Genomic DNA, 21,911 nt, shown 5'->3' with positions numbered 1-21,911 from the left:
GGTAGAGACGCTCGCGCGGGCAGGCACGAAGTGCCCGCGAAGACAGGGGCTCGGCCGCCAGGCCCCTCTACTCCACGAGCAGCCGCTTCACGGGGGCGGGGTCCACCGCGACCATCAACGGCCGGGTGAAGTTGCTGAACGACACGAGGGCCTGCCCGGGCGCGAGACTGGACACCTTGTTCCAGAGGCTCTCGTCGATGGTGCCCGCCGTCTTCTGCATCCGGGAGATGACCGTGCTGTCCGTGATCTTGTGGATGATGAAGTTGTTGAGCAGACCCAGCACCTCGTTGGGAAGGTGCTGCGGCAGTTGGGTGACGAAGACGAGCCCCAGCCACCGCTTGCGGCCACGCTTGGCGATCCGCGCCACCTGCTCGAACAACACGGGCATCTGGGAGATGCGGCTGGCCGACAGGAACTCGTGCGCCTCCTCGACGATGATGAGAACCGGCGTGACGGATTCTCCCCGCTCATTGGCCCGCTGATAACGCGCCTCCTGCGTCTCCTGGAGCCCGCGCAGGATGTCCGCGATGACGAGGTTGTTGAGCTGGGGTGAATCCGTATCCGACAGGTCGATCACCGACACCCGCCCCGGGGTGAGCATCGAGCCGTAGTCCACCCCAGGCGCCGAGCCGACGTCGAAGAGCTTGAGGCGCCGCAGGTAGTGGAGCTTGCCAGCCAGGGTCTTCCAGCTGATCTCGTTCCTGCTCGCATGGGCCATCACCCGGCCCATCACCCGGCCAAAATTGCTCCGGAACTCGCTGTACAGGAGGGGAAGGTTGTCCTGGGGCGGTTCCGGGCTGTCCGCATCGGTGCCCTCTGCGGGCTCCAGGAGGCTGGCTTGCCGCCGGGACGTGGGTTTCGATCTGCTCTTGGTCTCCGCCTTCCCCTCGTCACTCAGGCTGTAGATATAGGTGCTCACGACGTCCAGGAGGTGCTGGATGGTCATGCGGGGGAAGCCCGTCGACAGCTCATCGAGCTCCAACACCTGCTGACGCTCCTCGGGGTTCTTCGGGAAGATGCCGAAGTCCTCCAGCAGCAGCTTGGTGACGTCGTAGGCCTTGTGGAAGCGCTCCCGCTGGGCGTCCGACAGGTCGAGGATCTCCGCGATCGCGTAGGGGGAGAGGCTCGAGAAGTTCAGCGCGAACGGATGCAGGTTCTTGTGCCGGGGATTGCGGCTGTCCCGGCCCACCAGGTGATGGATGTGCAGCTCCCTCACGCCCTGAGGCTTCTGCTTGCGGCGCTTGAGCGCCTCGAGCATCGCCGGGTCCTCGGTGGGCTTATCCACATGCGTGTATTCCCCCTCCACGTCGAAGACGATGGTGGCGATTCCCGCCTCCTGCGCCCGATGGATGAGCGTGGCGACGGTCGTGGACTTGCCCCCACCCGTCGTTCCGATGATGCCCGTGTGGCGGGGAAGGACGGACTTGTCCATGGGGTGGAAGCGGGCCTCCATGTATTCGTAGCCCACCACCATCCCCAGACACAGGTCTCCACTCATGCCGAGGACATGCTCGCTCTCCGCGTCATCGAGGAGGAAGACGGGGCTCTTCGGCCGGGGCCGGTGACCGGGAGGCACCAGCTTCCCGTCCAGCTCCTCGCCGAGGATCTCGATCTCGGCTCGCCCGTGGTAGTCGAAGGTATAGGTGAGCTTCTTGCCCTGGACCACCACGCCCACGGCGATCGTGGAATTGGCGGAGACAGCATCGGGCTCGGCGAAGGGTCCGCGGACGACCAGGCCCAGGTACGAGCGATTGTCCTCCTTGGACTTCACCCGGACGAGCGTCTGGGACGCCAGCTGGTGGAGATCATTCCGGGTCGTCAGGACGGTGATGAGGTTGTCCTGGCTCGAGGTGGTGTCGAAGTGGGTGAAGCCCACCGCCTTCTCGAGCTCGGGATCCAGACTCGCCGTCACCCGGTCGGCCTGGTGCCGAAGCTCCTCGAGCTCTCCGAGCACCTTGTCCGGGAGCGGCCGGACAACCTCATTGTACGGAGCGTCCATCTCCGGAGCCGGTGGGGCCCTGCGCTCCGGCGGAGCAGCGGGACGAGGCGGCCCGGCCCTGGTGGGAGCCGGCTGCGGCGGACGGGCGGGAGCTCCACGCGCGGGGTCCATCCCGGAAGGCGGCGGAGCCCCACGGCCAGCCGCTTGTGGAGCCGGGCCCATCGGCCGGGAAGCGCTCTGGCCTGAAGGGGCGAGCGGACGGGCAGGCACTCCACGAGGAGGCGCCGCGGAGCCCGGGTGTACAGGAGCCCTGAGGTTGCCCTGGGGGGCCGCCGGGCGGGCCAATCCAGCGGGAGGCACACCGGTGCCCGGGGACTTCGGAGTCTTGTCGTCAGCCATGTCTCAGGTCTCCCGCCAACGCCGTCAGCGTCCGCCGAAATAGTGATGATGCGAGCCCGCACGCGTGTAGGCGTCGTTCACCAGGCCCAGGAAGGATTCCGAGCCAAAGACGCCACGGCACGATGCGTCCGCGACGTCCAGGAGCATCGGGAAGCCCCGGTCGGGCCGCAGGATGCTGTCGGCCAGGGCCACATGGGCCGCGATGTGGACGTGCTCCCGGTGCGCGTAGAAGAGACGCGGCGGCGTCTGCTCCGAGGCCCGGAACAGCCCGATGAAGACTTCCGGGCAGTAATCCATCACGAAGGCGAGCGCCTCGTCCCCCATCTGGTGATCGTAGTGCCACCGCCGGACGAAGTAGCTGCTGTCCTCCTCGAGCGTATGGAGGATGGCGTACTCGCCCGCCTTCAACGCGTCTCCGAGCGTCAGGTAGCCCTCCTCGTCCAGTTCCTTGGGAACGAACACGAACTTCTGGTGCTCCCGGATGAGCCGCTTCAGCACGCCGAGCGAGGCCTTCAACAGGGGTTTGTAGTTGGCGCCGGAGAGCATCTCCCGTGAGCAGGGATTGCCCGGGCCGATGCGCCATTCCGCCTCGGACCTGTCCAGGAGGATGGCCCGCTCGGCATAGGCTCGGATGTAGCGGCGCATCAGCATGGACACGTTGTCCCTCGGACCGCGCTCATGCCGCCGCTCCAGACAGTCCTGCACCACCTTCAGCGTGTCAGGGTTGCGCGCGGCCACATCCTTGCGGAAGAGGCGCTGGGAGAAGGTGCCGGACCGGCCCCCATAGCCCACGATGGACACGCCTATCTGGGTGATGCCCAGCGCCAGGCTGTCATGCGTCGCGGCGATGCTGTTCACCGCCTCGACCCGTCCGGGGAAGAGCAGGCTCTCGAAGACGGTCTTCAGCCTCTCGGGACTGGCCTCATAGACTCCCGCCTCGGGAATCCGTGTCTGTCTCTTGAGGTCGGGGAAGATCTCCTGGCGGATGGCCGCCCGGATGCGCGCCTCCGCGGTCTCGGCACTGGCCACCTGGGAGCGGATGCGGGAGATCAACCGCTCGATTTCCCACCCCTTCTCCCAGGTGCGGAGATCCAGCGTGGTGGAGAGATCTTCTCCCAGGATCGACCGGTAGTCCGCGTCTCCGACGAATCGCCTTCCTCCATCCGGCGGGGTTCCACCCTCCATGGTTACCGCTCCTCCGTGGGCGTGAACTTCAGGAAGAAGGGACGGCGCGCGGGCTCCCGGGCCAACAACAGCCGCACATAGGCCCGGGCCTCTGTCACCGGGAGCCCGAATCGCGAGGCCAACCGCTCCTCCGCATCCCGCCAGGGACAGTCCCTCACGAGGGGAAGCGCCTCCCGGGCGGGTGCCAGGAGCTCGAAGGCGAGGAGGTCCGCGCGCAGCTCCGCCTCCATCGCCTTGCCCGTACAGGGGTCTCCGGAAGCGGTGCGCTCGATGAACCGGACCTGGACACCGGAGGGAATCCGCTTGAGCGTCAGGAACAGGGACTGGTGAGGCGCGGGGGCGTGCTCGCCATTGAGGACTGGAAGGATGTCCTGTCCCAGAGCGCGCAGCGCGTGGGCCCGGGGGAGATGGTGATCGAGCACGAAGTGCGCCACTTCATGCATCAGGGTGAAGCGCTGCTGGGGCGCTTCGTCCTGGTCGTCATAGAAGAGGATCCCACGGCCCGCATGCGCCACCATGCACCCATGCAGACGGCGGCTCGTGCGCGGCAGCCCGCCGTGCGCGCGCCCCTTCGAGTCCAGCCAGTCGCGAGCCATGCCACACGTGAGGCGAGGCATGGCCACCAGACGGATGGGCAGCACCATGCCTATCTTCTTGAGCAGGTCGCTCAATGGCGGGCAGGACGGCAGACGGCATGCCTTCACGGCTTCCTGCAACCAGGCCTCTGTCATGAGCTCGTCTCGTCGTCGGTGGTGCGATCTCTCGCCGCGAGCAGGAAGGACTCTTCTTTCTCCTCCTGCTCCTGACTGGCGGGAAGAACATCCAACACCTCGACGTGCCGCACCACGGCCGCGAGCCGGTGAGGTTCCACTGCGAAACGTTTCTCGATCAGCTCCAGGTGCTCGACGAAGCGCTCCTCACTGGGGCGCCGGCACAGGGACAGCCACTCGAGCGTCTCCGGCGAGCAGTCCAGTTCCACCGCGAGCTCCTCGGCGGTCTTGCCTTCGTATTTCCGGTACTGCTCGAAGACATAGCCGAGCGTCCAGGAGAGCTGCCCGCTGCGCCGGGCCGCGACCTCGAGCCACTTAGGATTCGCCATCGGACCCCTCCTTTCCAAAACGCTCCAGCAACTTCATGAGGCGGTCCCGATGCCGCTTCACCCCCCGCTTCAGCTCATCCCGAGGGAGCGACGCCAGGCCGAGGGCCTCCGCCAGACGATCGGTCGAGCGCTCACCGACCAGGATGAGCCGGAGGGCCTCCCAATCCCGCTCACTCTTCAGGATGTGACGCTCCACGAGCCGCTTCATGGCGAGCCTCGCCTCCACCAGGTCCTCCAATGCTTCCTTCGGAGGCCTCGCCCCATGTTCGACATCGCTGCCGTATTTTTGATCTCGCCGGGCCCGTGCGTCCGCTGCGCGACGCTTGTCCAGCGCCCGGTGCTTGGCGGCCTGCATGAGGTAGGAGAACAGGCGTCCCCTCCCCGGGTCATACCGGGCGGGCTTGTGGATGTAGGAGAAGATCACCTCGACAGTGGAGTCATGGGCAGCGTCCTCGTCACAGCCCAGCCGCTGCATCAGGATCTTCACGATTCGATCCATGTACGTCATGAAGACGTCAGTGGAAGCCACTGGATCCTGCTGGACCACGCGCTCGTGCAGAAGCCTCTCATCCGCCGGTGATGGATAGCGCATCCCCTCTCCTCGCCAGGACTCTTTCGCCCATGCGTTCATTGTGTCGCACCCACTCCTTCGGTACCGGACCCATGGAGTTCGACGGGCACGGCTTCCGCATGGCGGAAGAGGTTGGGTGAGGCCGGAAGGCGTTGTCTGTACCCCTCGAGGGGTATGGACAGGAGATGGAGGACAGGCTCCAGCCCGCGCCGGGAGGAAAAACGTGGCCCGGCGAACTCGGGCCGTTGGCGACGAAGGAATCGGGTGAAGACACGGCGAGGGGCCGTGTCACTTCACGTGAGGGGAAGCATGACGACACTGTCTTGCCGCGTCGCCACCACCCAGCGGCAGCTCGACGATGCGCTGCGCATCCGCTGGGCCGTCTTTGGCAAGGAGCTGGGACTGCTCGGAAGCACGGCCGCCACGACGCTCCGGGAGGTGAACGGCTTCGACACCTTGGAGACCACCGTTCATCTCGTCGTCTACGCGGATGACACGCCAGTGGCCACCTCGAGGCTGCTGCTGCCCAACTCCGAAGTGGCGCGCGCCACGGGTGGAAGCCTGGGCATCGAGCTGGAGCAGAAGCTGGACTTGTCGGACGCGGGAGGAGCGGGCCTGGTGTTCGCGGAGAGCACGCGCTTCTGCATCCTCAAGGAGTGGCGCCATTCCGAGGCGCTCCTGTGGCTCCAGGCCGGGCTCTACGCGGAGAGCCGGCAGCGGGGGGTGACGCACTGGATTGCTTCCGCGAACATGGAGACGGACTCCGCCGAGGACGCCCATCTCATCTACCAACTGGCGATGCGGCAAGGGCTGGTGAGCCAACGATGGCATGCGCGGGCCCACGCGCCTCCGGTGCCCCCGGCCACGCCGAGCGCTCCTCGCTTCACCCCATTGGAGCGGGCCCGTGCCCGGCAGGGGCAGTTCCACGGACTGAGGATGCCCCGGGTGTTGTCGTTCTTCGCCTACAAGATGGGAGCGCGTTTCATCGCCGAGCCGCTCTACGACACGGGTTTCCACCGCTTCTCCCTGCCGCTCGTCGCGGCACTGGATGAGGTCCCGGCCAAGACCCTGGCCTGTTTCGCCTCCCTGGGCAGCAGCGTCTCGCGCCACGCCCAGGCCTGACCCACTCCCCGCAGCTTTTCCTCTCAACGCCCGGGACCCGCAGCGGCCCCGGACAGGAGACGTACATGCACACGCCGAACGGAGCACAGACGCAGACGGATTGGATGGATGCCTTGGAATACGAAGCGCGCTCGCTCGTGGAGGAGTTGAACGTGCACCCCGCCGCCCGCCGCCTCATCGACGGGAGCATCGATGCCGGCAGCTACGCCCACTACCTGGTGCAGACGTACCATTATGTGCGGTGGACCACGCCGCTCCTGGCGGAGGCGGGCCGCCGGATGAAGCGGATGGGCTGGCATCCCCGGCTGGCGGAGCTGCTCCTCCAGAAGTCCGCGGAGGAGCGCGGGCACGAGCGGTGGCTGCTGGCGGACCTGAAGAACCTGGGGTGGCCGGCCGAGAGGGTCGAAGGCACGGAGCAGAGCCCCGCGGTCACCGCCTATGTCGCGTGGAACCGCTACACCACGCGGTCCGGCGTGCCCGCCGCGTTCCTCGGAACGGCCTACGTGCTGGAATACCTGTCCGTGCAACACGCCAGCAGGAGCGTGGAGCGCCTGCTGGCGGCCAACGCCATCCCGAACATCCGCAAGGCGGTCACCTTCCTGCGCGGCCATGGGGACGCGGATGGAAGTCATGTGGCCGAGCTGGCCTCGGTTCTGCGCTCGCTGACGGACCCGCGAGAACAGTCGTCGCTGCTGCTGTCGGCTCGCACCACGCGCGCCCTCTACACCGGCCTCTTCGGGAGGGAAGCCACGACGGACTCGGTACATACCTCTTAATCGTGTGTCACTTTGCCGGATTGGCGAAAGCTGAAGACAAAAGCCAACCACGCTTACCACGAGCCACTCAGGAGGAGTGGCCTGTGGAGAAGGTCATGAGCGGGGTCCCCTGGACATGAGGGCCGCCCGGCAGATGAGGGCCGTCCGGCTGTCCAGGCCCAGCGCGTCGAAGACGTGCTGCAGATGTTTCTTCACCGTGCCCAACGCAAGGCCCAGGTGCCCGGCGATGAGTTGATTGTCCCAGCCCTTGAGCACGTAGCTCACGACCTCGACTTCGCGCTCCGTGAGGCGCTGGTGCCACGACTCGGGCACAGGGATGGCACGAGGAATCTCCTGGAACTCCAACGCCCAGAGACGCTGTCCGCCCTGCACCGGCAGCCGGGTGAATGTCACCCGCAGGTCCTGCTCCGCCAGGCCCCGCACCTCGCCCTCCCGCGCCCAGGTGTCCAAGCCGAGCGCCCCATCTCCTCCCCTGGCCGCCAGCAGGGCCAGCCGCTCCACCAACTCCGTGGGAAGCCTCGACGGCCCCAGCTCGGATGGATGGAACCACCTCTTCAGCAACGCGGTGGTGGAGGGCGTACGCAGCTCCTCGATAAGGGGACTGGTCCGCACGAGGCACCTGGCACCCCGATGATGGAAGAACGCATCCAGCATCTGGCCACGCGCCGCCACCTCGCCGTACCTCCGGCAATTGCGGACCGTCTGGGTCAGCAAGGGCGTCAGTCCCTGGAGACGGGCCTGGTCCCGCTTGGAAAACGGCCGGCGCCGCTCGCGGTAGAGCGTGAGGCCGCCGTGCACCCCACCTTTCACGTCGAGCAACACCGACATCACGTGCTCCAGCGGCATGCCCAACTCGCGGCAGTAGCGGTACCATCGGCTGCGCTCCAGCACCTGGCGCCGCGGCACCATCTCCGTGTCACGCAACACCACGTTGGGCATGCGTACGACCGCACTGCGCACGAAGTCATCCTCGGCCAGCTCAGCGTAGCGGGCGAGGAACGGGGCCGGCATCTTCGTCGCCCACCAGTCGTAATCCCCCGGCCGGCCCGGTCTGGACACACACAGCGCCATGTAATCCGCTGGCAGGAGCTGGAACAGCACGTCCTCGGTGTTGGAAAACACTTCCGAGAGGTGCAGGGAACTGGTCAGCGCCTCCGCCAACCTGGAGGTGAGTTTCCGTTCGCGTGAGTCGCGGCTCATCGACATGTCGCTCCACGGCAGGCAGGTGGGATGAAGGCCATGGTCGCACAACCCATGGGGTCTTTCCTTCCCTCGCCAACACAGGGCATCGGCTACTCGACCGATGGGTATGCAGGTCTCCGGGACTTCCACCCTCTCCAATTCTTCCGGTTTCGTTTAAACTCACGGGACGTCCACCCGCGCAGCCTCGGCCAGCGGGTAGGAGGAGGCCCGCGTGCGCTACCTGTTCTGTTCGCTCGACAGTCCCGGCTTCCTCTTCCCGGCCCTCGCCATCGCGCGCGAACTGCGGCGGCGCTCCCATGAGGTGGCCTTCGTCACCGGCCCCACCTTCGCCCATTTCGTGCAGGACTCCGGCTTCGAGCGCATTCCCCGCGGCGAGCAGGATGGGAAGAGCTTCCAGATCGAGATCTTCGCCCAGCCCCTCGAGATGGTCCGGCAGGCTCGGCACGTGGAGTACGCGCTCGGGCGCTTCCACGCCGATGTGCTCGTGGGTCAGCAGCTCGCGCTCGGGCCGCTCCTCGCCGCCGAGCGCCAGGGCCTGCCCGTGGCGAGCCTGGGACTGGCCTCGTACATCTTCCCCGTCACCGACGGGCCTCCGGGGCCGGAGATGCTCGCGCGGCGCGCCGCCTCCCTTCACGACGGGCTCCTCGCCCGCTTCAACGAGGCCCGCGAGGCCATCGGCCTGCGCCCCTCCTCGCCGCGCTACCGCGACACGCCCCTCATCGGCGACCTGTTGATGGTGCGCTCGGTGCCGGAGCTCGAGGGGGACGTGGCGTCCCTGCCCGAGCGCGTACGCCTCGTGGGTGACTGCCTCTGGGAGCCGCCCGAGGCACCGCCCGATCCCGCCCTGGAGCAATGGCTGGAGGAAGCGCGGGCCTCCGGCCTGCCCCTCTTCTACGTGCAGCCCGCGAGGGATCTCGAGTTCTGCGACTTCTGGCCCCTCGTGGTGGAGGCCCTGAAGGACATGCCCTCGCGCGTCGTCGCGGCCATCCGCAAGCCCGGCGTGGAAGAGGAGACCTTCCCTCCCCACTTCCTCGTGCGCCGCCACGTGCCCCAGTCCTCCATCCTGCGCCAGGCGCACGGCATCATCGCCAGCGGCACCACCACCGTGGTGCTCGGCGCCCTCACCCACTCGGTGCCCGCCCTGCTCCTCGTCGCCGGCGGAGAGCAGTTCTCCACCTCCGAGCGCTGCCGGCGGGCCGGCGCCGCCCTCAGCCTCCTGCGCCGCTCCGATGACGATCTCACGCCCCGCTCCATCCGCGCGGCCGTGGAGGAGCTGCTCGCCACGCCCTCGCTCGCGCAGAACGCCGGGCGGCTCCGGGAGGCGCTCGCCCGCGTGGACGGGCCCGCGCGCGCCGCGGATCTCCTGGAGGAGCTGGGCCACCAGCGCCAGCGGGTGCCTCGCGCGAACGCCTCGTGAGCCGGCCAGGAGGAGCCCTTGCGTTACCTCTTCTGCTGCATGGACCGCGTGGGAGACATCCACGCGGCCCTCGCCATCGCCCGCGCGCTGCGTGAGCGCGGGCACACCGTGGCCTTCGTCACCGGCCCGTCCCTCGCTCCCCTGCTGCGGCGCGAGGGCTTCGAGCGGCTCGCCCGCGGCGAGCCGGACGGCCCGAGCTTCGACACGAGCACCTGCGCGCTCCCCATGGAGATGGTGCGGCAGGTGCGGCACATCGAGTCCGCGCTGAAGCACTTCCCGGCCGACGTGCTCGTGGGCCAGCAGCTCGCCTTCGGGGTGCCCCTGGCCGCCGAGCGCCAGCGCCTCCCGCTGGGCGTGCTGGGACAGATGGCCTGGATCTTCCCCCGCGCGGAGCCTCCGCCACCCGGGCAGCGCGATGCCCTCACCGCGCACGCCGTCGAGCTCTACGAGGGGCTGCTGCCCCACTACGCCACCGCGCGCCAGGCGTGCGGCCTGCCTCCCGAGCACCGGGCGCCCCAGGACTCCTCGCTCCTCGGGGACATGGTGCTGCTGCGCACCGTGCCCGAGCTGGAAGCGGACGTGGACTCGCTGCCGTCACGTGTGCACCTGGTGGGCGACTGCCTCGGACTGCCCCGCGAGGAGCCCGACGCGGCGCTGCGTGACTGGCTGGACGAGGCCGCCGCCAACGGCCTCCCCGTCCTCTTCGCCCGCCTCGGCGGGGCCACCCTGCCTCCGGCCACCTGGCCCGCCTTCGTCGAGGCCCTGCGCGACGAGCCCGTCCGGGTGCTCGCCCTCGCTCCGCCTTCCGCCGCCTCCAGCGCGCCCGCGCACTTCCTCGTGCGCCCCCACCTGCCCGAGGCCTTCGTGCTCGAGCGGGCCTGGGCCGTCCTCTCCCCTCCCACCTCCACCGCGGCGCTGGGCGCGCTCACCCACGGGTGCCCCGCGCTGCTGCTCCTCGTCGAGGGCCAACACCTCGCCCTGGAGTACCCCGCCGTGGCCGACGCCTGTGTCCGCTCCGGGGCCGCCCTGCGTCTCGCGCTGCCCTCCTCCGGCCCCGAGCCCCTCCGGCTTCGCGAGGCCGTGCGCGCCCTCCTGGAAGATCCGGCGCCGCGCGCCCATGCCCAGCGCCTCCAGCGCGCCCTCGCCGCCTTCGACGGTCCGGCCCGCGCCGCCGACCTCCTCGAGCGCCTGGGCACCCAACCCGGACCTTTCCAGCGTCACGGTTCTTCCCTGTAAAACCTCCTGCGCTGAATTTTAATGACTCCCACATTTGACAGTTATGACGGATATAAAGTACTGTTTATTTCGTGGTGAAGGACAGCTCATCCCCGAGCTGGAAGTTCACCCCCACAGGGAGCACCGCCATGTCGAACAAGATCATCCGTGCGTGGAAGGACGAGGATTTCCGCAACGAGCTGAGCGAGACCGAGCGGGAGATGATTCCGGAGAATCCGGCCGGCATGATGGAGCTCACTGACGAGGCCCTGGACGTGCTCGTGGGAGGTAACGCCGCCGCCAGCTGCGACTGGTGCAGCTGCATCGCCGCCGAGGCGGCGGCCGAGTAACAACGGCTCGAACCGTCGGCCGGTGGCTCCCCTTGAGGCGGGCACGGCGGACGGACGATGCTACGGGCGGGGCGACTTCGAACGCCCCGCCCTTTTTTTTGCCGTCGGAAGCACCCCACCATCGCGAGAGGACTGGCCCTTGCCCGAGACACCCCCGCCCTCGTCCCTCCCTCCGTCGGCGGCCCGGCTCACGAAGCGGGAGCAGGCCGTGCTGGAGCTTCCGCGGTTCGTCTCGCCCCGGGGTTTCGCCCTGCTGTGGTGCGTGCTGGGACTGGTGCTCACCGCGGGAGCGCTGACGGCCTGGTCCCTGGCGGACGGGGTGCTCGCGCTCCAGGCAAAGCAGGAGGTGGCCCATGAGCGGCGGTGAGAAGCCCAAGCCGAAGGCCCGCTGGAGCCTCTTCCGCCGCCGGGTGCCCGTCATCCTGCAGATGACGTCCACCGAGTGCAGCGCCGCCTGCGTGGCGATGATCCTGAGCTACCACGGCCGCAGCACCACGCTGAATGAGTGCCGGGAGCTGTTCGACTCGGGACGGGATGGCACCTCGGCCCGGAGGATTCTCGAGGCGGCCCGGCAGCACGGGCTGACCAGCAAGGCCTTCTCCATCAAGCCGGAGAACTTCGGCCAGGTGCCCCTGCCGGCCATCGCCTACTGGAACAACAACCACTACGTGGTGGTGGAGCGCTGGTCCCCCTCGAAGGTGGACATCGTCGACCCGGCGGTGGGCCGGCGGCGCCTGGACGCGGGAAGCTTCGCGCGGAGCCTCAGCAACGGCGTGGTGCTCACCTTCGAGCCCGGGCCCGGCTTCGAGCCCCGGCGCCCCGCGCCTCCGACGTGGCCCGCCCACCTGTCGAGGCTGGTGGGCACCCGGCTGCTGAGCGGCGTGCTGACGCAGCTGCTCCTCGTGTCCCTGGTGCTGCAGGGGCTGGGGCTGGCGCTGCCGCTGGCCACGCAGCTCGTGGTGGACCGGCTGCTGCCGTCGGTGTCCACGGATCTGCTCACCCTGCTGGGGATGGGCATTGGGGTGCTGGTGCTCACCCAGCTCGTGGCGGCCTGGCTGCGCTCGATGCTGACGGTGTACCTCTACGCGCAGGTGGACCAGCGGATGATGCTCGGGCTCTTCGAGCACCTGGTGGCGCTGCCGCTGCGCTACTTCCAACAGCGCACCACGGGCGACCTCATGGCGCGCCTGGCCAGCAACGTGGCCATCCGCGAGGCGCTGGCGGGCCGCGCGCTCACGGTGGTGCTCGATGGCGGGCTGGTGCTGGTGTACCTGGCCCTGCTGCTGGCGCGCGCACCGGCCTTCGGCATCGCCGTGGCCGGACTGGGCCTGCTCCAGGTGCTGCTGGTGATAGGCACCAGCACGCGGCGGCACGCGTTGATGCAGCAGTTCCTCACCACCCAGGGCGAGGCGCAGGGCTACCTCACCGAGGCGCTCACCGGCATCGCCACGTTGAAGGCCTCGGGTGGCGAGTCCCGCGCGCTGGAGCACTGGGGCGACGTCTTCACCCGCCACCTCAACATCTCCGTGCGGCGCAGCCACCTGGCGGCCGGGCTGGACATGGCCCAGCTCACGCTGCGCTCCCTGGGCCCGCTCGCGCTGCTCTGGCTGGGCGCGCGGATGGTGATGAACGGGGGGATGTCGCTGGGCACGATGCTCGGCCTGCACGCCCTCGCCGCCGCCTGCCTGCTGCCCCTGGCCTCGCTGGTGGCCACCGTGCAACAGCTCCAGTCCGTGGGCGCCAACCTGGAGCGCCTGGTGGATGTGTTCGACGCGCCGCCCGAGCAGGACGTCTCCCGGGTGCGGCCGGCCCCCAAGCTGACGGGGCGCCTGGAGCTGCGCCACGTGAGCTTCCGCTACAACCGCCACTCCCCCTGGGTGCTGCGCGACGTCTCCCTCACCATCGAGCCCGGGCAGAAGGTGGCCCTGGTGGGGCGCACCGGCTCCGGGAAGACGACGCTGGGCACGCTGCTGCTCGGCCTGCACGAGCCCACCGAGGGCGACATCCTCTACGACGGCGAGCCCCTGCGCGAGCTGGACTACCGCTCGCTGCGCGCGCAGTTCGGCGCGGTGCTGCAGGAGCCCTTCCTCTTCACCGGCACCATCCGGGACAACATCGCCTTCAACACCCAGGGAGCCTCCCTGGAAGACGTGCAGCAGGCCTCGCGGCTGGCGGCCATGCACGACGAGGTGGCCCGCCTGCCCATGGGCTACGAGACGAAGGTGACGGCCGGGGGCACCAACTTCTCCGGTGGCCAGCGCCAGCGCATGGCCCTGGCGCGCGCCCTCTGCCAGCGCCCCACCGTGCTGCTGCTGGACGAGGCCACCAGCCACCTGGACGTGGTGACGGAGCGGCAGGTGGACGCGCACCTGGACGAGCTGCGCTGCACCCGCGTCGTCATCGCCCACCGGATGAGCACCGTGCGCAGCGCGGACCTCATCCTCGTGCTGCACGAGGGCACCATCGTCGAGCGCGGCACGCATGACGAGCTGCTGGCGCTCGGCGGCCACTACGCCGCGCTGGTGGGGGGACAGCTGGTGGAGGCCCCCGCGCCCGCCGCGCGGCGCCAGTTGGTGGGATGAGCCGCGGAAGACACCGGGAGGACACACCATGAAGTACTCCATGCTGGACTACCTGCGGGTGGGCGAGCCGCACATGCCCTCCGTGCTCGTCTCCCCCGAGTCCCTCGCGGACATCGCCCCCATCGCGCGCGCCCTGCCCCCGTGCACCGGCTCCGGCTTCGAGTGCCGCCTGGCAGAGCCCGAGGCCAAGGCGGACTTCCTGGTGCGCGTGCAGACGCATGACGGCACCCGCACCGCCTTCGCCGGGCGCAACCCGGACGTGCGGCCCCCCGCGGAGCTGCTGGACAACCCCGTGTGGCGCCGCGTGTTCGACTTCTGCGCCCGCTGGTCCAACCCCGAGGACGCGCTGCACGCGAACGTGGAGGACTTCTGGCTGGAGTTCGACGTGGCCGGCCGTCCCACCACCGCGCCCACCCCGGCCATCTTCTTCGGGCCCCGGCAGGGACTGGAGCAGCCGCTGGAGCTCGTCGCCCTGGCCACCGGGGTGATGCGCGGCGAGCCCGGCCCCGCCTCCCTGCGCGCCAGCGTGCGCCGCGCCTACGAGGCCCTTCCCGCCGGCGGCAACGTCTACCAGGTGGGGATGATGCTCTCGCGCCCCATCGACGCGCTGCGGCTGTGCGTGCGCGGCATCCCCACCACCGGCCTCACCGCCTACCTGCGCGACATCGGCTGGGACGGGCCCTCGGGCGAGCTGGACGCGCTGCTGGCCTCGCTCGCCCCGCACACCGACCGCATCTGCCTGGCCCTGGACGTGGGCGAGCGCGTGTTCCCCAAGCTGGGCCTGGAGTGCTACGTGGACGCCCTCACGCTCGGCGGCTTCAAGGAGCGGTGGAAGCCGCTGCTGGAGCACCTCGTGCAGCGCGGGCTGTGCCGGCCGGACAAGCGCGACGCGCTGCTCGCGTGGATGGGGCTGTCCGACCACCGCGCCGAGCGCGAGCGCTGGCCGGCCAACCTCGTCCGGGGCGCCGAGTCCCAGGGGCCCGACACGCTGAGCCTCTTCATGCGCTACATCAACCACGTGAAGGTCGTCTACCAACCGGGTGCGCCCCTGGAGGCCAAGGCCTATCCGGGCCTCAAGCACCTCTGGGGCCGCGCCTCCGCCAGCGCCGCCTGAACCCGGACACCCCCCCATGAGCTCCTCTCCCGAGTCTGTCTGGTACCGGGCCCTCTCGCTGCTGGAGCGCGCCGCCACCCTCCCCGAGGGCTCCGCGCCGCCAGTGGATGACTTGCTCGCCCAGAAGCGCCTGAAGCGCTGGCGCTCGCGGCCCCCGATGGACCAGGACGCGCTCTTCGCCCGCCGCCTCGCCACCGATGGCCTCACCCAGGCGCGCCTCCTCCAGTTGCTGGGAGAGCCCCCCGAAGCGGTACAGGCCCGGAGCGGTGAGCTGCCGCGTGGACTGAAGACGTTCCTCCGGACCCTGGACCGTCACGGGGAGCCCCTGCCGGCGCTGCCCCTGCCCCCGAGCGTGCTCCGCCGGCCGGACCATGGCTTCCTCGCCGCCGTGGCACCGCTCGTCCATGACGGACTCGAGCGCCTGCGCGCCGGGCTGCGCGGGCTCCTCGAGCGCTACCCCGAGGCTCCCTTCACGCACGAGACCGCCGAGGCCACCCTCTTCGCTCCGCTGCCCGCGGAGCTGCTGCAGTTGCTCGGCCGCACCCTGGTGCTCGAGCTGAACGTGGCCCGCATCGAGGAGCGGCTGGAGGGGACGAGCGCCCAGGAGCGTTTCGCCAGCTTCGTGCGCTGGTTGAAGCACCCCGTCTCCGCGCGGGGCCTCTTCGAGGAGTACACCGTCCTGGCCCGTCGCCTGGGCCAGCAGGTGGACACCTGGGTGGACGTGTCGCTGGAGCTGATGGAGCGGCTGTGCGTGGACTGGCCCCTGCTGCGCGAGGCCCTCAGCCCGGGGCAGGAGCCCGGCAAGCTCGTCAAGGTGCGCGGCGGCGTGGGGGACGTCCACCGCGGGGGCCGCTCCGTGCGCATGCTCGTCTTCGAGTCCGGCCTGCAGGTGGTCTACAAGCCGCGCTCGCTGGCCATCGACACGCACTTCCAGGAGCTGCTGGCGTGGGTGGATCGCCGCGGCAACCCCACGCCCTTCCGGCGCCTGCGGGTGATGGACCGGGGCCACTACGGGTGGATGGAGTTCGCCGAGACGGCCCCCTGCGAGACGGAGGAGCAGGTGGGGCGCTTCTACCAGCGGCTGGGCGCGTTCCTCGCCCTGCTCTACGGGCTGGAGGCCACCGACTTCCACTTCCAGAACATCGTCGCCTCGGGCGAGCACCCGGTGCTGGTGGACCTGGAGTCGCTGCTGCACCCGCACCTGCCCGTGGTGGACGAGGGCTCGGTCCAGCAGGCCCGCCAGGAGATGTTCGAGTCAGTGCTGCGCGTGGGGATGCTGCCCCAGCGCGTGTGGGCCAACGCCGAGTCCGCCGGCATCGACATCAGCGGCCTGGCCTCCATCGGTGGCCAGGTGAGCCCCCGCGCCGTGCCCCGGTTGGAGGGCTCCGGCACGGACGAGATGCACATCGCGCGCAAGCGGCAGGTGATGCCCGAGGGCCACAACCGCCCCACCTTGCAGGGCCGCGACGTGGACACGCTCGCGCAGACGGACGCGCTGCTCGCCGGCTTCACGCGCATGTACGAGCTGCTGCGCACCGAGCGCGACGCGCTGCTGGCCGAGGACGGCCCCCTGTGGCGCATGCGCGAGGACGAGGTGCGCGTGCTGATGCGCCCCACCCTGCTCTACACCTCGGTGCTGGAGGACAGCCTCCACCCGGACGTGATGCGGGACGCGCTGGACCGGGACCGCTTCCTCGACCGGCTGTGGACGGACACCGAGCGCTTCCCCTTCATCCCCTCCATCGTCCGCGCCGAGCGCGAGGCACTGGAGCAGGGAGACGTTCCGCTCTTCACCACGCGCCCCGGCTCGCGCGACGTGTGGGCCGCGGACGACTCGCACATTCCCGGCGTGTTCGCCGAGGACGGGCTCTCCCTCGTGCGGCGGCGCCTGGAGCAGTTCGGCCCGGAGGACCTGGAGCGGCAGACGTGGTTCATCCGCGCGTCCATGGCCACGCTCGTGCCGGACGTGGATGCGCCGGGCAACACGTACCCGCTCGCCGAGGCGCCCGCTCCCGCAACCCCCGAGCGGCTCACCGCGGCGGCGGTGTCCCTGGGAGACAGGCTGCTGAAGCTCGTCCCGCTGGCGCCGGAGGAGGGTGCCGCGTACGGGCTGTCTCCGGGCCGAGAGCGGCGGTGGGTGCTGGGCCCTCTCGGGCTGGACCTCGCCACGGGACTGCCGGGCGTGGCCCTCTTCCTGGACACGCTGGAGCAGGTGGCCGGAACGGGCCGACATGGCGAGGCCGCCCGGCGCCTCGTGGCCATGGTGCTGCACCGGCTGGAGCAGGAGCGCGAGCCCCTCACGGCCGTGGGCGGCTTCGACGGCTGGGGCGGCCTCCTCTACGTGCTGGCACGGCTCGGGTCGCGCTGGGGACGGGAGGAGCTGCTGCGCAAGGCGGAGGAGCTCGCCGCCCACCACCTGCCCGCGCTCCTCGACGCGGAGGCGCGGCACGGGCTGCAGTCCGGAACCGCGGGAACGCTGCTGGCCCTGGTGGCCCTGCACCGCGCCGCCTCCTCACCTCGCATGCTGGAGCTGGCGCGCCGCTGCGGGGAAGGACTGGTGGCACTGCTGGCCACACCCAATGCGCAGGCGGAGACGGGCCTCGCCCGGGGCGTGGACGGCACCGCGCTGGCGCTGCTGGAGCTCGCCACCCTCACCGGCGAGGAGCGCTTCCGCACCGCGGCCCGCGAGGCGCTGGCCGTTGGGAAGCAGCGGCACTACGGGCCGGAGGAGACGTCCTGGTGCCAGGGCGCTTCCGGCGCGGGACTGGCCCGGCTGCGCGCGCTGCACCACGGAGAGGCGGACGCACGCGAGGCGCTGGAAGCGGCCCTGGAGACGGTGCGGGCGCACGGCTTCGGCCATGACCACTCGCTGTGCCACGGAGACCTCGGCTCGCTGGAGCTCCTGCTGCAGGCGCACGGGACACCCAGTGGCGAGCGGTGGGCCGGCGAGCTGGAGCGGCGCACGGCCCTGGTGCTGGAGTCGCTCGAGCGGCACGGCTGCCGGAGCGGCGTCCCCTTCGGGCTGGAGATGCCGGGGCTGCTGCACGGCCTGGCGGGAACGGGCTACGGCCTGCTCCGCCTGGCCCGGCCGGAGCAGGTGCCCTCGGTGCTGACGCTGGAGGGGCCGGTTACAGGGCCTCGGGGTTGAGCAGGCCGCGCGGATCCAGCTCCTGGCGCAGGGTCCGCATCCGCGCGTAGTCCTGCCCGTACACGGCCTGCCGCGCGTCGCGGTCCAGCTCCATCCAGCCGTAGAGGTACGGACGGCCGCCCAGCTCCAGGCACTTCTCCAGGCACGCACGGTGCGCGGCCCGCACCGCCGCCAGCCCCGCCTGGTCCGAGCGCCGGACCTGGTAGTACAGGCCGATTCCGTAGACGCGCGACGTCCCACCGAAGGCCGCGCGCAGCTCGAACGGCCAGCGGCCCCCGTCCTCCGGCCGCGAGAGCCCGAGCACGCGCAACAGATCCAGGCCCGGCAGCCAGAAGCGCGACGGCTCCGCCTCCAGGAAGGCCACGAACCGCCGCAGCCCCTCCAGGTCGAGGCAGTAGTCGGCCATCACCTGGCACGTGTTGGGATCGAAGACCTCGCCCTGGTCCTCGCCCTTGTGCAGCACGTCCGACTTCACCACCATGTGCACGCGCTCGCGCTCCATGCGCACGAGCGGCTCCGGGTGGGCCGAGGCCTGGGCCGCCGCCTCCGTCTCGTGCAGGGAGCCGAAGATGGACCAGAGCTTCCCGGCCTTGTGCTCGGCGAAGAAGAGCTCCGGCGCGGGCCCCTTCCAGTCGGCCGTCCACGCCAGCGTGTCCACCATCTCGCGCAGGTTGCGGTGGCGGTTCATCTGCAGCCGGGCGAAGGACCGCTCCGGCAGGCCGCGCAGCACCACGCGCTCCAGCACGCCCACCTGGCCCAGGCCGGCGAGCGCGTAGCGGAACAGCTCGGCGTTCTCCTCGCGCGAGCACCACACCGCCTGTCCATCCGGCAGGATGAGCCGGGCCCGCTCCACGTGGTCCACCTGCGCGCCCGCCACGAAGGAGCGGACGCCGTAGCCGCCCACCGACAGCGTCCCGCCCACCGACGTGCGGAGCTGGTTGGTGTAGAGGGGGAACATCCGCCCCGCGGCGGACAGGGTGCGCTCCACGCGCTTCCAGCGGCTGCGGCAGGTGGCCTCGACGCAGCCGTCCTCCAACATGCGCGCCTCGCCCGCCTCCGCGTCGTGGGCGAGCACGATGCCCTCGGACAGGCACTGCCCGCCGATGGAGTGCCCCGAGCCCCGGGAGCTGACCGGAACCCCGAGGGCCCGCGCCACCCGCAGCGTGTGCACCACGTCCTCCTCGCACCGGGCGCGGACCACCACCTGGGGCCGCTTCGGACGCATGTTCCCGAAGTCGAAGCTGTAGCGCTCGAGCGCACTGTCGTCGGTGAGGACGGGACAGCTCACACCTTCGCGGAGGGAGTCGGCCAGGGATCGGGTGGAGGACATGTGCGGGCGATTCTACCCAACACATGGAGCCGCCGCTGCTGGCCGCCTCCGGAGCCGCGGCATCACGTGGGCTTCCCCTGGCCCATGGCCCGGGCCGTCGAAGTGGCGAAGTGGGTGCCCAACCTGCTCTTCGACGCCGTGGCGAGCAAGGTGCTCTGAGCGGGAGCGGCGCTCGTTGATTCCCCGGGGGTCAACGTCCCGCCAGGGCAGCAAGCAGGGGATATTTTTCGAGGAAGAGGCGGACCGTCCCAAGCCATTTTACTCAACGTGGGCATCAGCCCACACAAACGGAACCCCGGGAGAAGCGAGCCGTGACTGGGGGGAGAGGGGGGCGAGCCAACGAGAGTCGACATGCAGGCACACGAGCAACAGGTGAAGGGCAACTCGCACGAGCAGAACGTGACGGAGGGTTGGGCGTCGGAGTGGCGCGCCCCCGTGACGCAGGGATTGGACCTGGCCCATGCGCAGCTCCTGGGCGGCGACATCTCGCGAGGCATGCACACCCTGCTCTCCGCCCTGGGGCACGCGCGCGCCACGCTCGTCCCCGAGGACTGGCGGCGCTTCTGCATCGACACGTGCCGCCCCCACCCGGTTCATTCCCTCGTCCGCCAGGAGCCGTTCACCCGCCGGGGCTTCGAGAAGCCGCGCCACTACGCGGGGGACGCGGTGATGCTCGACTTCGTCTACGAGGACCTCGCGCCCGAGCGCCTCGGCACCACGTCCATTGGCACCGGCATCAACCGCTTCCTCTGTGCGCAGCGCAGCACCGCCTCGCTCCGGGGCCGCAGGGACTACCTGGCGCGCTACATCGACCGGGTGTCCGGGGAGCGGGCCGACGCCCGGGTCCTCTCCGTGGCGTGCGGCCACCTGCGAGAGTCCCGGCGCTCGCTCGCCGTGCAGCAGCGGCAGGTGGGGGAGTTCCTGGCGCTCGACCAGGACCTGCGGAGCCTGGGAGTGATCGACAGCGAGCTCGGGCACCTGGGCATCACGCCGGTGGCCGGCTCGGTGAAGGACATCCTGCGCAACCAGTTGCGCTTCGATGACATGGACCTCGTCTACGCGTCCGGGCTCTACGACTACCTGCCGCAACCCATCGCCATCCGCCTGACGGCGCAGCTCTTCTCCATGCTGCGCCCCGGCGGCCGGCTGCTGCTGGCCAACTACGCCGACCCGCACAAGGACTCCGCCTTCAAGGCGTACATGGAGGCCTGCATGGACTGGTGGCTCATCTACCGCGAGGAGAACGAGGTGGCGGCCTGGACGAGCGACATTCCCCGGGGGCAGCTCCGCCGCCAGGAGCTCTTCCGGGACGAGACCGAGAACCTCATCTACCTCGAGCTGCTCCGCCGCTGAGGGCGCGCGCGCTCACTCCCAGGACAGCTCCAGGTCCAGGCTGAGCGGCCCGGTGGCCCGCGCGTGCGCCGCCACGTTCTTCAGCCCCAGGATGAAGCCGATGGTGACCGCTCCCCCCTCGTGAAACGGGAGCGGCGTGAAGGTGCGCTGGACGGAGAGGATGCCCCGCCTGGGCCCCTTCCAGACCACCGTGGGCGAGCAGTAGGCCATGGACACCTTGTAGAGCTCCTCCAGGGTGCGCACCAGGCGCATGGGGTCCGTCGCGGACACCAGTTGCGCGGAGCGGCCCACCACCGAGGTCATGTAGAGCTCGGCGGTCCGCTTGCCGATCTGCCACAGGACCTCCCCGTAACCGCCGTACCGGACGCTCAGCAACCGCGCCGCGGTGTCCAGCATCTGCAGCAGGGCCCGGGTGGGGTAGTTGAAGAAGTCGACGAACTCCGTCTCCCCGCTCGCCTGCTGGCAGAGCTTCACCATCTCCTCGCCACCGAGCTCCCGGACGGTCGTCAGCGTGGCCACGAACAGGATGCCGCGCGTGGTGTACTCCGGCGTCGCCAGGAGCATCCGGCTCCCCAGGTCCTTCTCCGCGTCGTAGGAGGGGTCCCGGCCCCTACCCGTCTCATCGCTCATTCGTCGGCCCCAAGCGTTCTCGGAGATGCGCGCCGTCCACCTGGGAGTGTACCCCCTTGGGGGCTACGGTACCCTGTCGCCCACACACTCCTTTGTCGGGCACTTGCAGACGCGCTGGGGCTCCGCCCCGCTCAGCGCATCGCAACTCAGGGCCTTGGGGGGGCAGTCCGCCCGGGTGGTACAGAGCTGCACGCACACCCGGTCGTCCGGATGGCAGACCTCGGACTCGAGACAATCGTCGGGCCCGGAGCACGCCAGGGAGGAGTCCCCCGGCGTGCAGGCCGCCAACCCCATGCCCACCGCGCTCAGCGCGACGAGCCTCCACATCCACTCTCGAAGCGGCATTCCCGGCACCCTCCTGGATGACCGCGGAAGGAAAATCGGCCCGTCACCGGGTGTCAACGTGCTCACGGGGGGAGAGGACGCGCCAGCACGGCGGGAGTGGGCTAGAAGGCGGGCGACTTCATTCGTGGAGGAA

General features: G+C 70.0%; 19 protein-coding genes. 10 read left to right on the top strand and 9 right to left on the bottom strand.

What is annotated here, in order from left to right:
- Positions 1 to 67: 67 nt before the first annotated feature.
- The 5 genes from NR798_RS08590 to NR798_RS08570 form a co-directional block, all read right to left on the bottom strand.
- On the bottom strand, positions 68 to 1,999 hold the full coding sequence (locus NR798_RS08590; RefSeq protein ID WP_375770951.1) for an ATP-binding protein: 1,932 nt from the start codon (positions 1,997 to 1,999) through the stop codon (positions 68 to 70).
- A gap of 363 nt (positions 2,000 to 2,362) precedes the next feature.
- On the bottom strand, positions 2,363 to 3,523 hold the full coding sequence (locus tag NR798_RS08585; protein WP_375770950.1) for a hypothetical protein: 1,161 nt from the start codon (positions 3,521 to 3,523) through the stop codon (positions 2,363 to 2,365).
- Between the two features lie 2 nt (positions 3,524 to 3,525).
- On the bottom strand, positions 3,526 to 4,254 hold the full coding sequence (locus NR798_RS08580) for an ImmA/IrrE family metallo-endopeptidase (protein ID WP_375770949.1): 729 nt from the start codon (positions 4,252 to 4,254) through the stop codon (positions 3,526 to 3,528).
- Positions 4,251 to 4,622 carry a hypothetical protein gene (locus NR798_RS08575; RefSeq protein WP_375770948.1) on the bottom strand — a complete coding sequence of 124 codons (372 nt, stop codon included), beginning with the start codon at positions 4,620 to 4,622 and terminating at the stop codon, positions 4,251 to 4,253. The genes NR798_RS08580 and NR798_RS08575 overlap by 4 nt, the downstream gene beginning before the upstream one ends.
- The gene (locus tag NR798_RS08570) at positions 4,609 to 5,214 is read right to left on the bottom strand and encodes an RNA polymerase sigma factor (protein WP_375770947.1); all 606 of its coding nucleotides are present in this window, start codon (positions 5,212 to 5,214) and stop codon (positions 4,609 to 4,611) included. The genes NR798_RS08575 and NR798_RS08570 overlap by 14 nt, the downstream gene beginning before the upstream one ends.
- A gap of 288 nt (positions 5,215 to 5,502) precedes the next feature.
- Between NR798_RS08570 and NR798_RS08565 the strand changes: the two genes are divergently transcribed.
- Both NR798_RS08565 and NR798_RS08560 read left to right on the top strand, forming a co-directional pair.
- The gene (locus NR798_RS08565) at positions 5,503 to 6,315 is read left to right on the top strand and encodes a GNAT family N-acetyltransferase (protein ID WP_375770946.1); all 813 of its coding nucleotides are present in this window, start codon (positions 5,503 to 5,505) and stop codon (positions 6,313 to 6,315) included.
- 65 nt (positions 6,316 to 6,380) lie between these two features.
- Positions 6,381 to 7,091, top strand: coding sequence for an iron-containing redox enzyme family protein (locus NR798_RS08560; protein ID WP_375770945.1), 711 nt, complete (start codon positions 6,381 to 6,383; stop codon positions 7,089 to 7,091).
- A 93-nt stretch (positions 7,092 to 7,184) separates the two neighbouring features.
- Here the strand turns inward: NR798_RS08560 and NR798_RS08555 are convergent, their stop codons facing one another.
- Positions 7,185 to 8,291, bottom strand: coding sequence for a response regulator transcription factor (locus NR798_RS08555; protein WP_375770944.1), 1,107 nt, complete (start codon positions 8,289 to 8,291; stop codon positions 7,185 to 7,187).
- 214 nt (positions 8,292 to 8,505) lie between these two features.
- Between NR798_RS08555 and NR798_RS08550 the strand changes: the two genes are divergently transcribed.
- The 7 genes from NR798_RS08550 to NR798_RS08520 all read left to right on the top strand — a co-directional run bounded on the left by NR798_RS08550 (position 8,506) and on the right by NR798_RS08520 (position 18,120).
- A complete protein-coding gene (locus NR798_RS08550) occupies positions 8,506 to 9,711 on the top strand; it encodes a glycosyltransferase (protein ID WP_375770943.1) in 1,206 nt (401 codons plus the stop codon).
- 18 nt (positions 9,712 to 9,729) lie between these two features.
- A complete protein-coding gene (locus tag NR798_RS08545; RefSeq protein ID WP_375770942.1) occupies positions 9,730 to 10,947 on the top strand; it encodes a glycosyltransferase in 1,218 nt (405 codons plus the stop codon).
- Between the two features lie 128 nt (positions 10,948 to 11,075).
- Positions 11,076 to 11,276, top strand: a complete 201-nt coding sequence (locus NR798_RS08540; RefSeq protein WP_375770941.1) for a mersacidin/lichenicidin family type 2 lantibiotic — start codon at positions 11,076 to 11,078, stop codon at positions 11,274 to 11,276.
- A gap of 139 nt (positions 11,277 to 11,415) precedes the next feature.
- The gene (locus NR798_RS08535; RefSeq protein ID WP_375770940.1) at positions 11,416 to 11,643 is read left to right on the top strand and encodes a hypothetical protein; all 228 of its coding nucleotides are present in this window, start codon (positions 11,416 to 11,418) and stop codon (positions 11,641 to 11,643) included.
- Complete coding sequence (locus NR798_RS08530; protein WP_375770939.1) at positions 11,630 to 13,858, top strand: peptidase domain-containing ABC transporter; 2,229 nt, start codon at positions 11,630 to 11,632, stop codon at positions 13,856 to 13,858. Before NR798_RS08535 ends, NR798_RS08530 begins: the two co-directional genes overlap by 14 nt.
- A 28-nt stretch (positions 13,859 to 13,886) precedes the next feature.
- Positions 13,887 to 14,972: a hypothetical protein gene (locus NR798_RS08525; RefSeq protein ID WP_375770938.1), complete on the top strand. Its 1,086-nt coding sequence runs from the start codon at positions 13,887 to 13,889 to the stop codon at positions 14,970 to 14,972.
- A gap of 16 nt (positions 14,973 to 14,988) precedes the next feature.
- Positions 14,989 to 18,120, top strand: coding sequence for a type 2 lanthipeptide synthetase LanM family protein (locus NR798_RS08520; protein WP_375770937.1), 3,132 nt, complete (start codon positions 14,989 to 14,991; stop codon positions 18,118 to 18,120).
- Here the strand turns inward: NR798_RS08520 and NR798_RS08515 are convergent.
- A complete protein-coding gene (locus tag NR798_RS08515) occupies positions 18,101 to 19,450 on the bottom strand; it encodes an FAD-binding oxidoreductase (protein ID WP_375770936.1) in 1,350 nt (449 codons plus the stop codon). The genes NR798_RS08520 and NR798_RS08515 overlap by 20 nt on opposite strands.
- Positions 19,451 to 19,801: 351 nt before the next feature.
- Between NR798_RS08515 and NR798_RS08510 the strand changes: the two genes are divergently transcribed.
- On the top strand, positions 19,802 to 20,803 hold the full coding sequence (locus NR798_RS08510; RefSeq protein ID WP_375770935.1) for a class I SAM-dependent methyltransferase: 1,002 nt from the start codon (positions 19,802 to 19,804) through the stop codon (positions 20,801 to 20,803).
- Positions 20,804 to 20,815: 12 nt separating this feature from the next.
- Here NR798_RS08510 and NR798_RS08505 read toward each other — a convergent pair whose 3' ends face one another.
- Both NR798_RS08505 and NR798_RS08500 read right to left on the bottom strand, forming a co-directional pair.
- Complete coding sequence (locus tag NR798_RS08505; protein WP_375770934.1) at positions 20,816 to 21,433, bottom strand: TIGR02265 family protein; 618 nt, start codon at positions 21,431 to 21,433, stop codon at positions 20,816 to 20,818.
- Between the two features lie 63 nt (positions 21,434 to 21,496).
- On the bottom strand, positions 21,497 to 21,778 hold the full coding sequence (locus NR798_RS08500; RefSeq protein ID WP_375770933.1) for a hypothetical protein: 282 nt from the start codon (positions 21,776 to 21,778) through the stop codon (positions 21,497 to 21,499).
- Positions 21,779 to 21,911 lie beyond the last annotated feature (133 nt).

Origin of the sequence: Archangium gephyra (assembly GCF_042230915.1) — a bacterium.
Lineage (GTDB): Bacteria > Myxococcota > Myxococcia > Myxococcales > Myxococcaceae > Archangium > Archangium gephyra_B.
The sequence above is the reverse complement of the archived record's forward strand: the minus strand, read 5'-3'. Positions and strand labels throughout refer to the sequence as shown.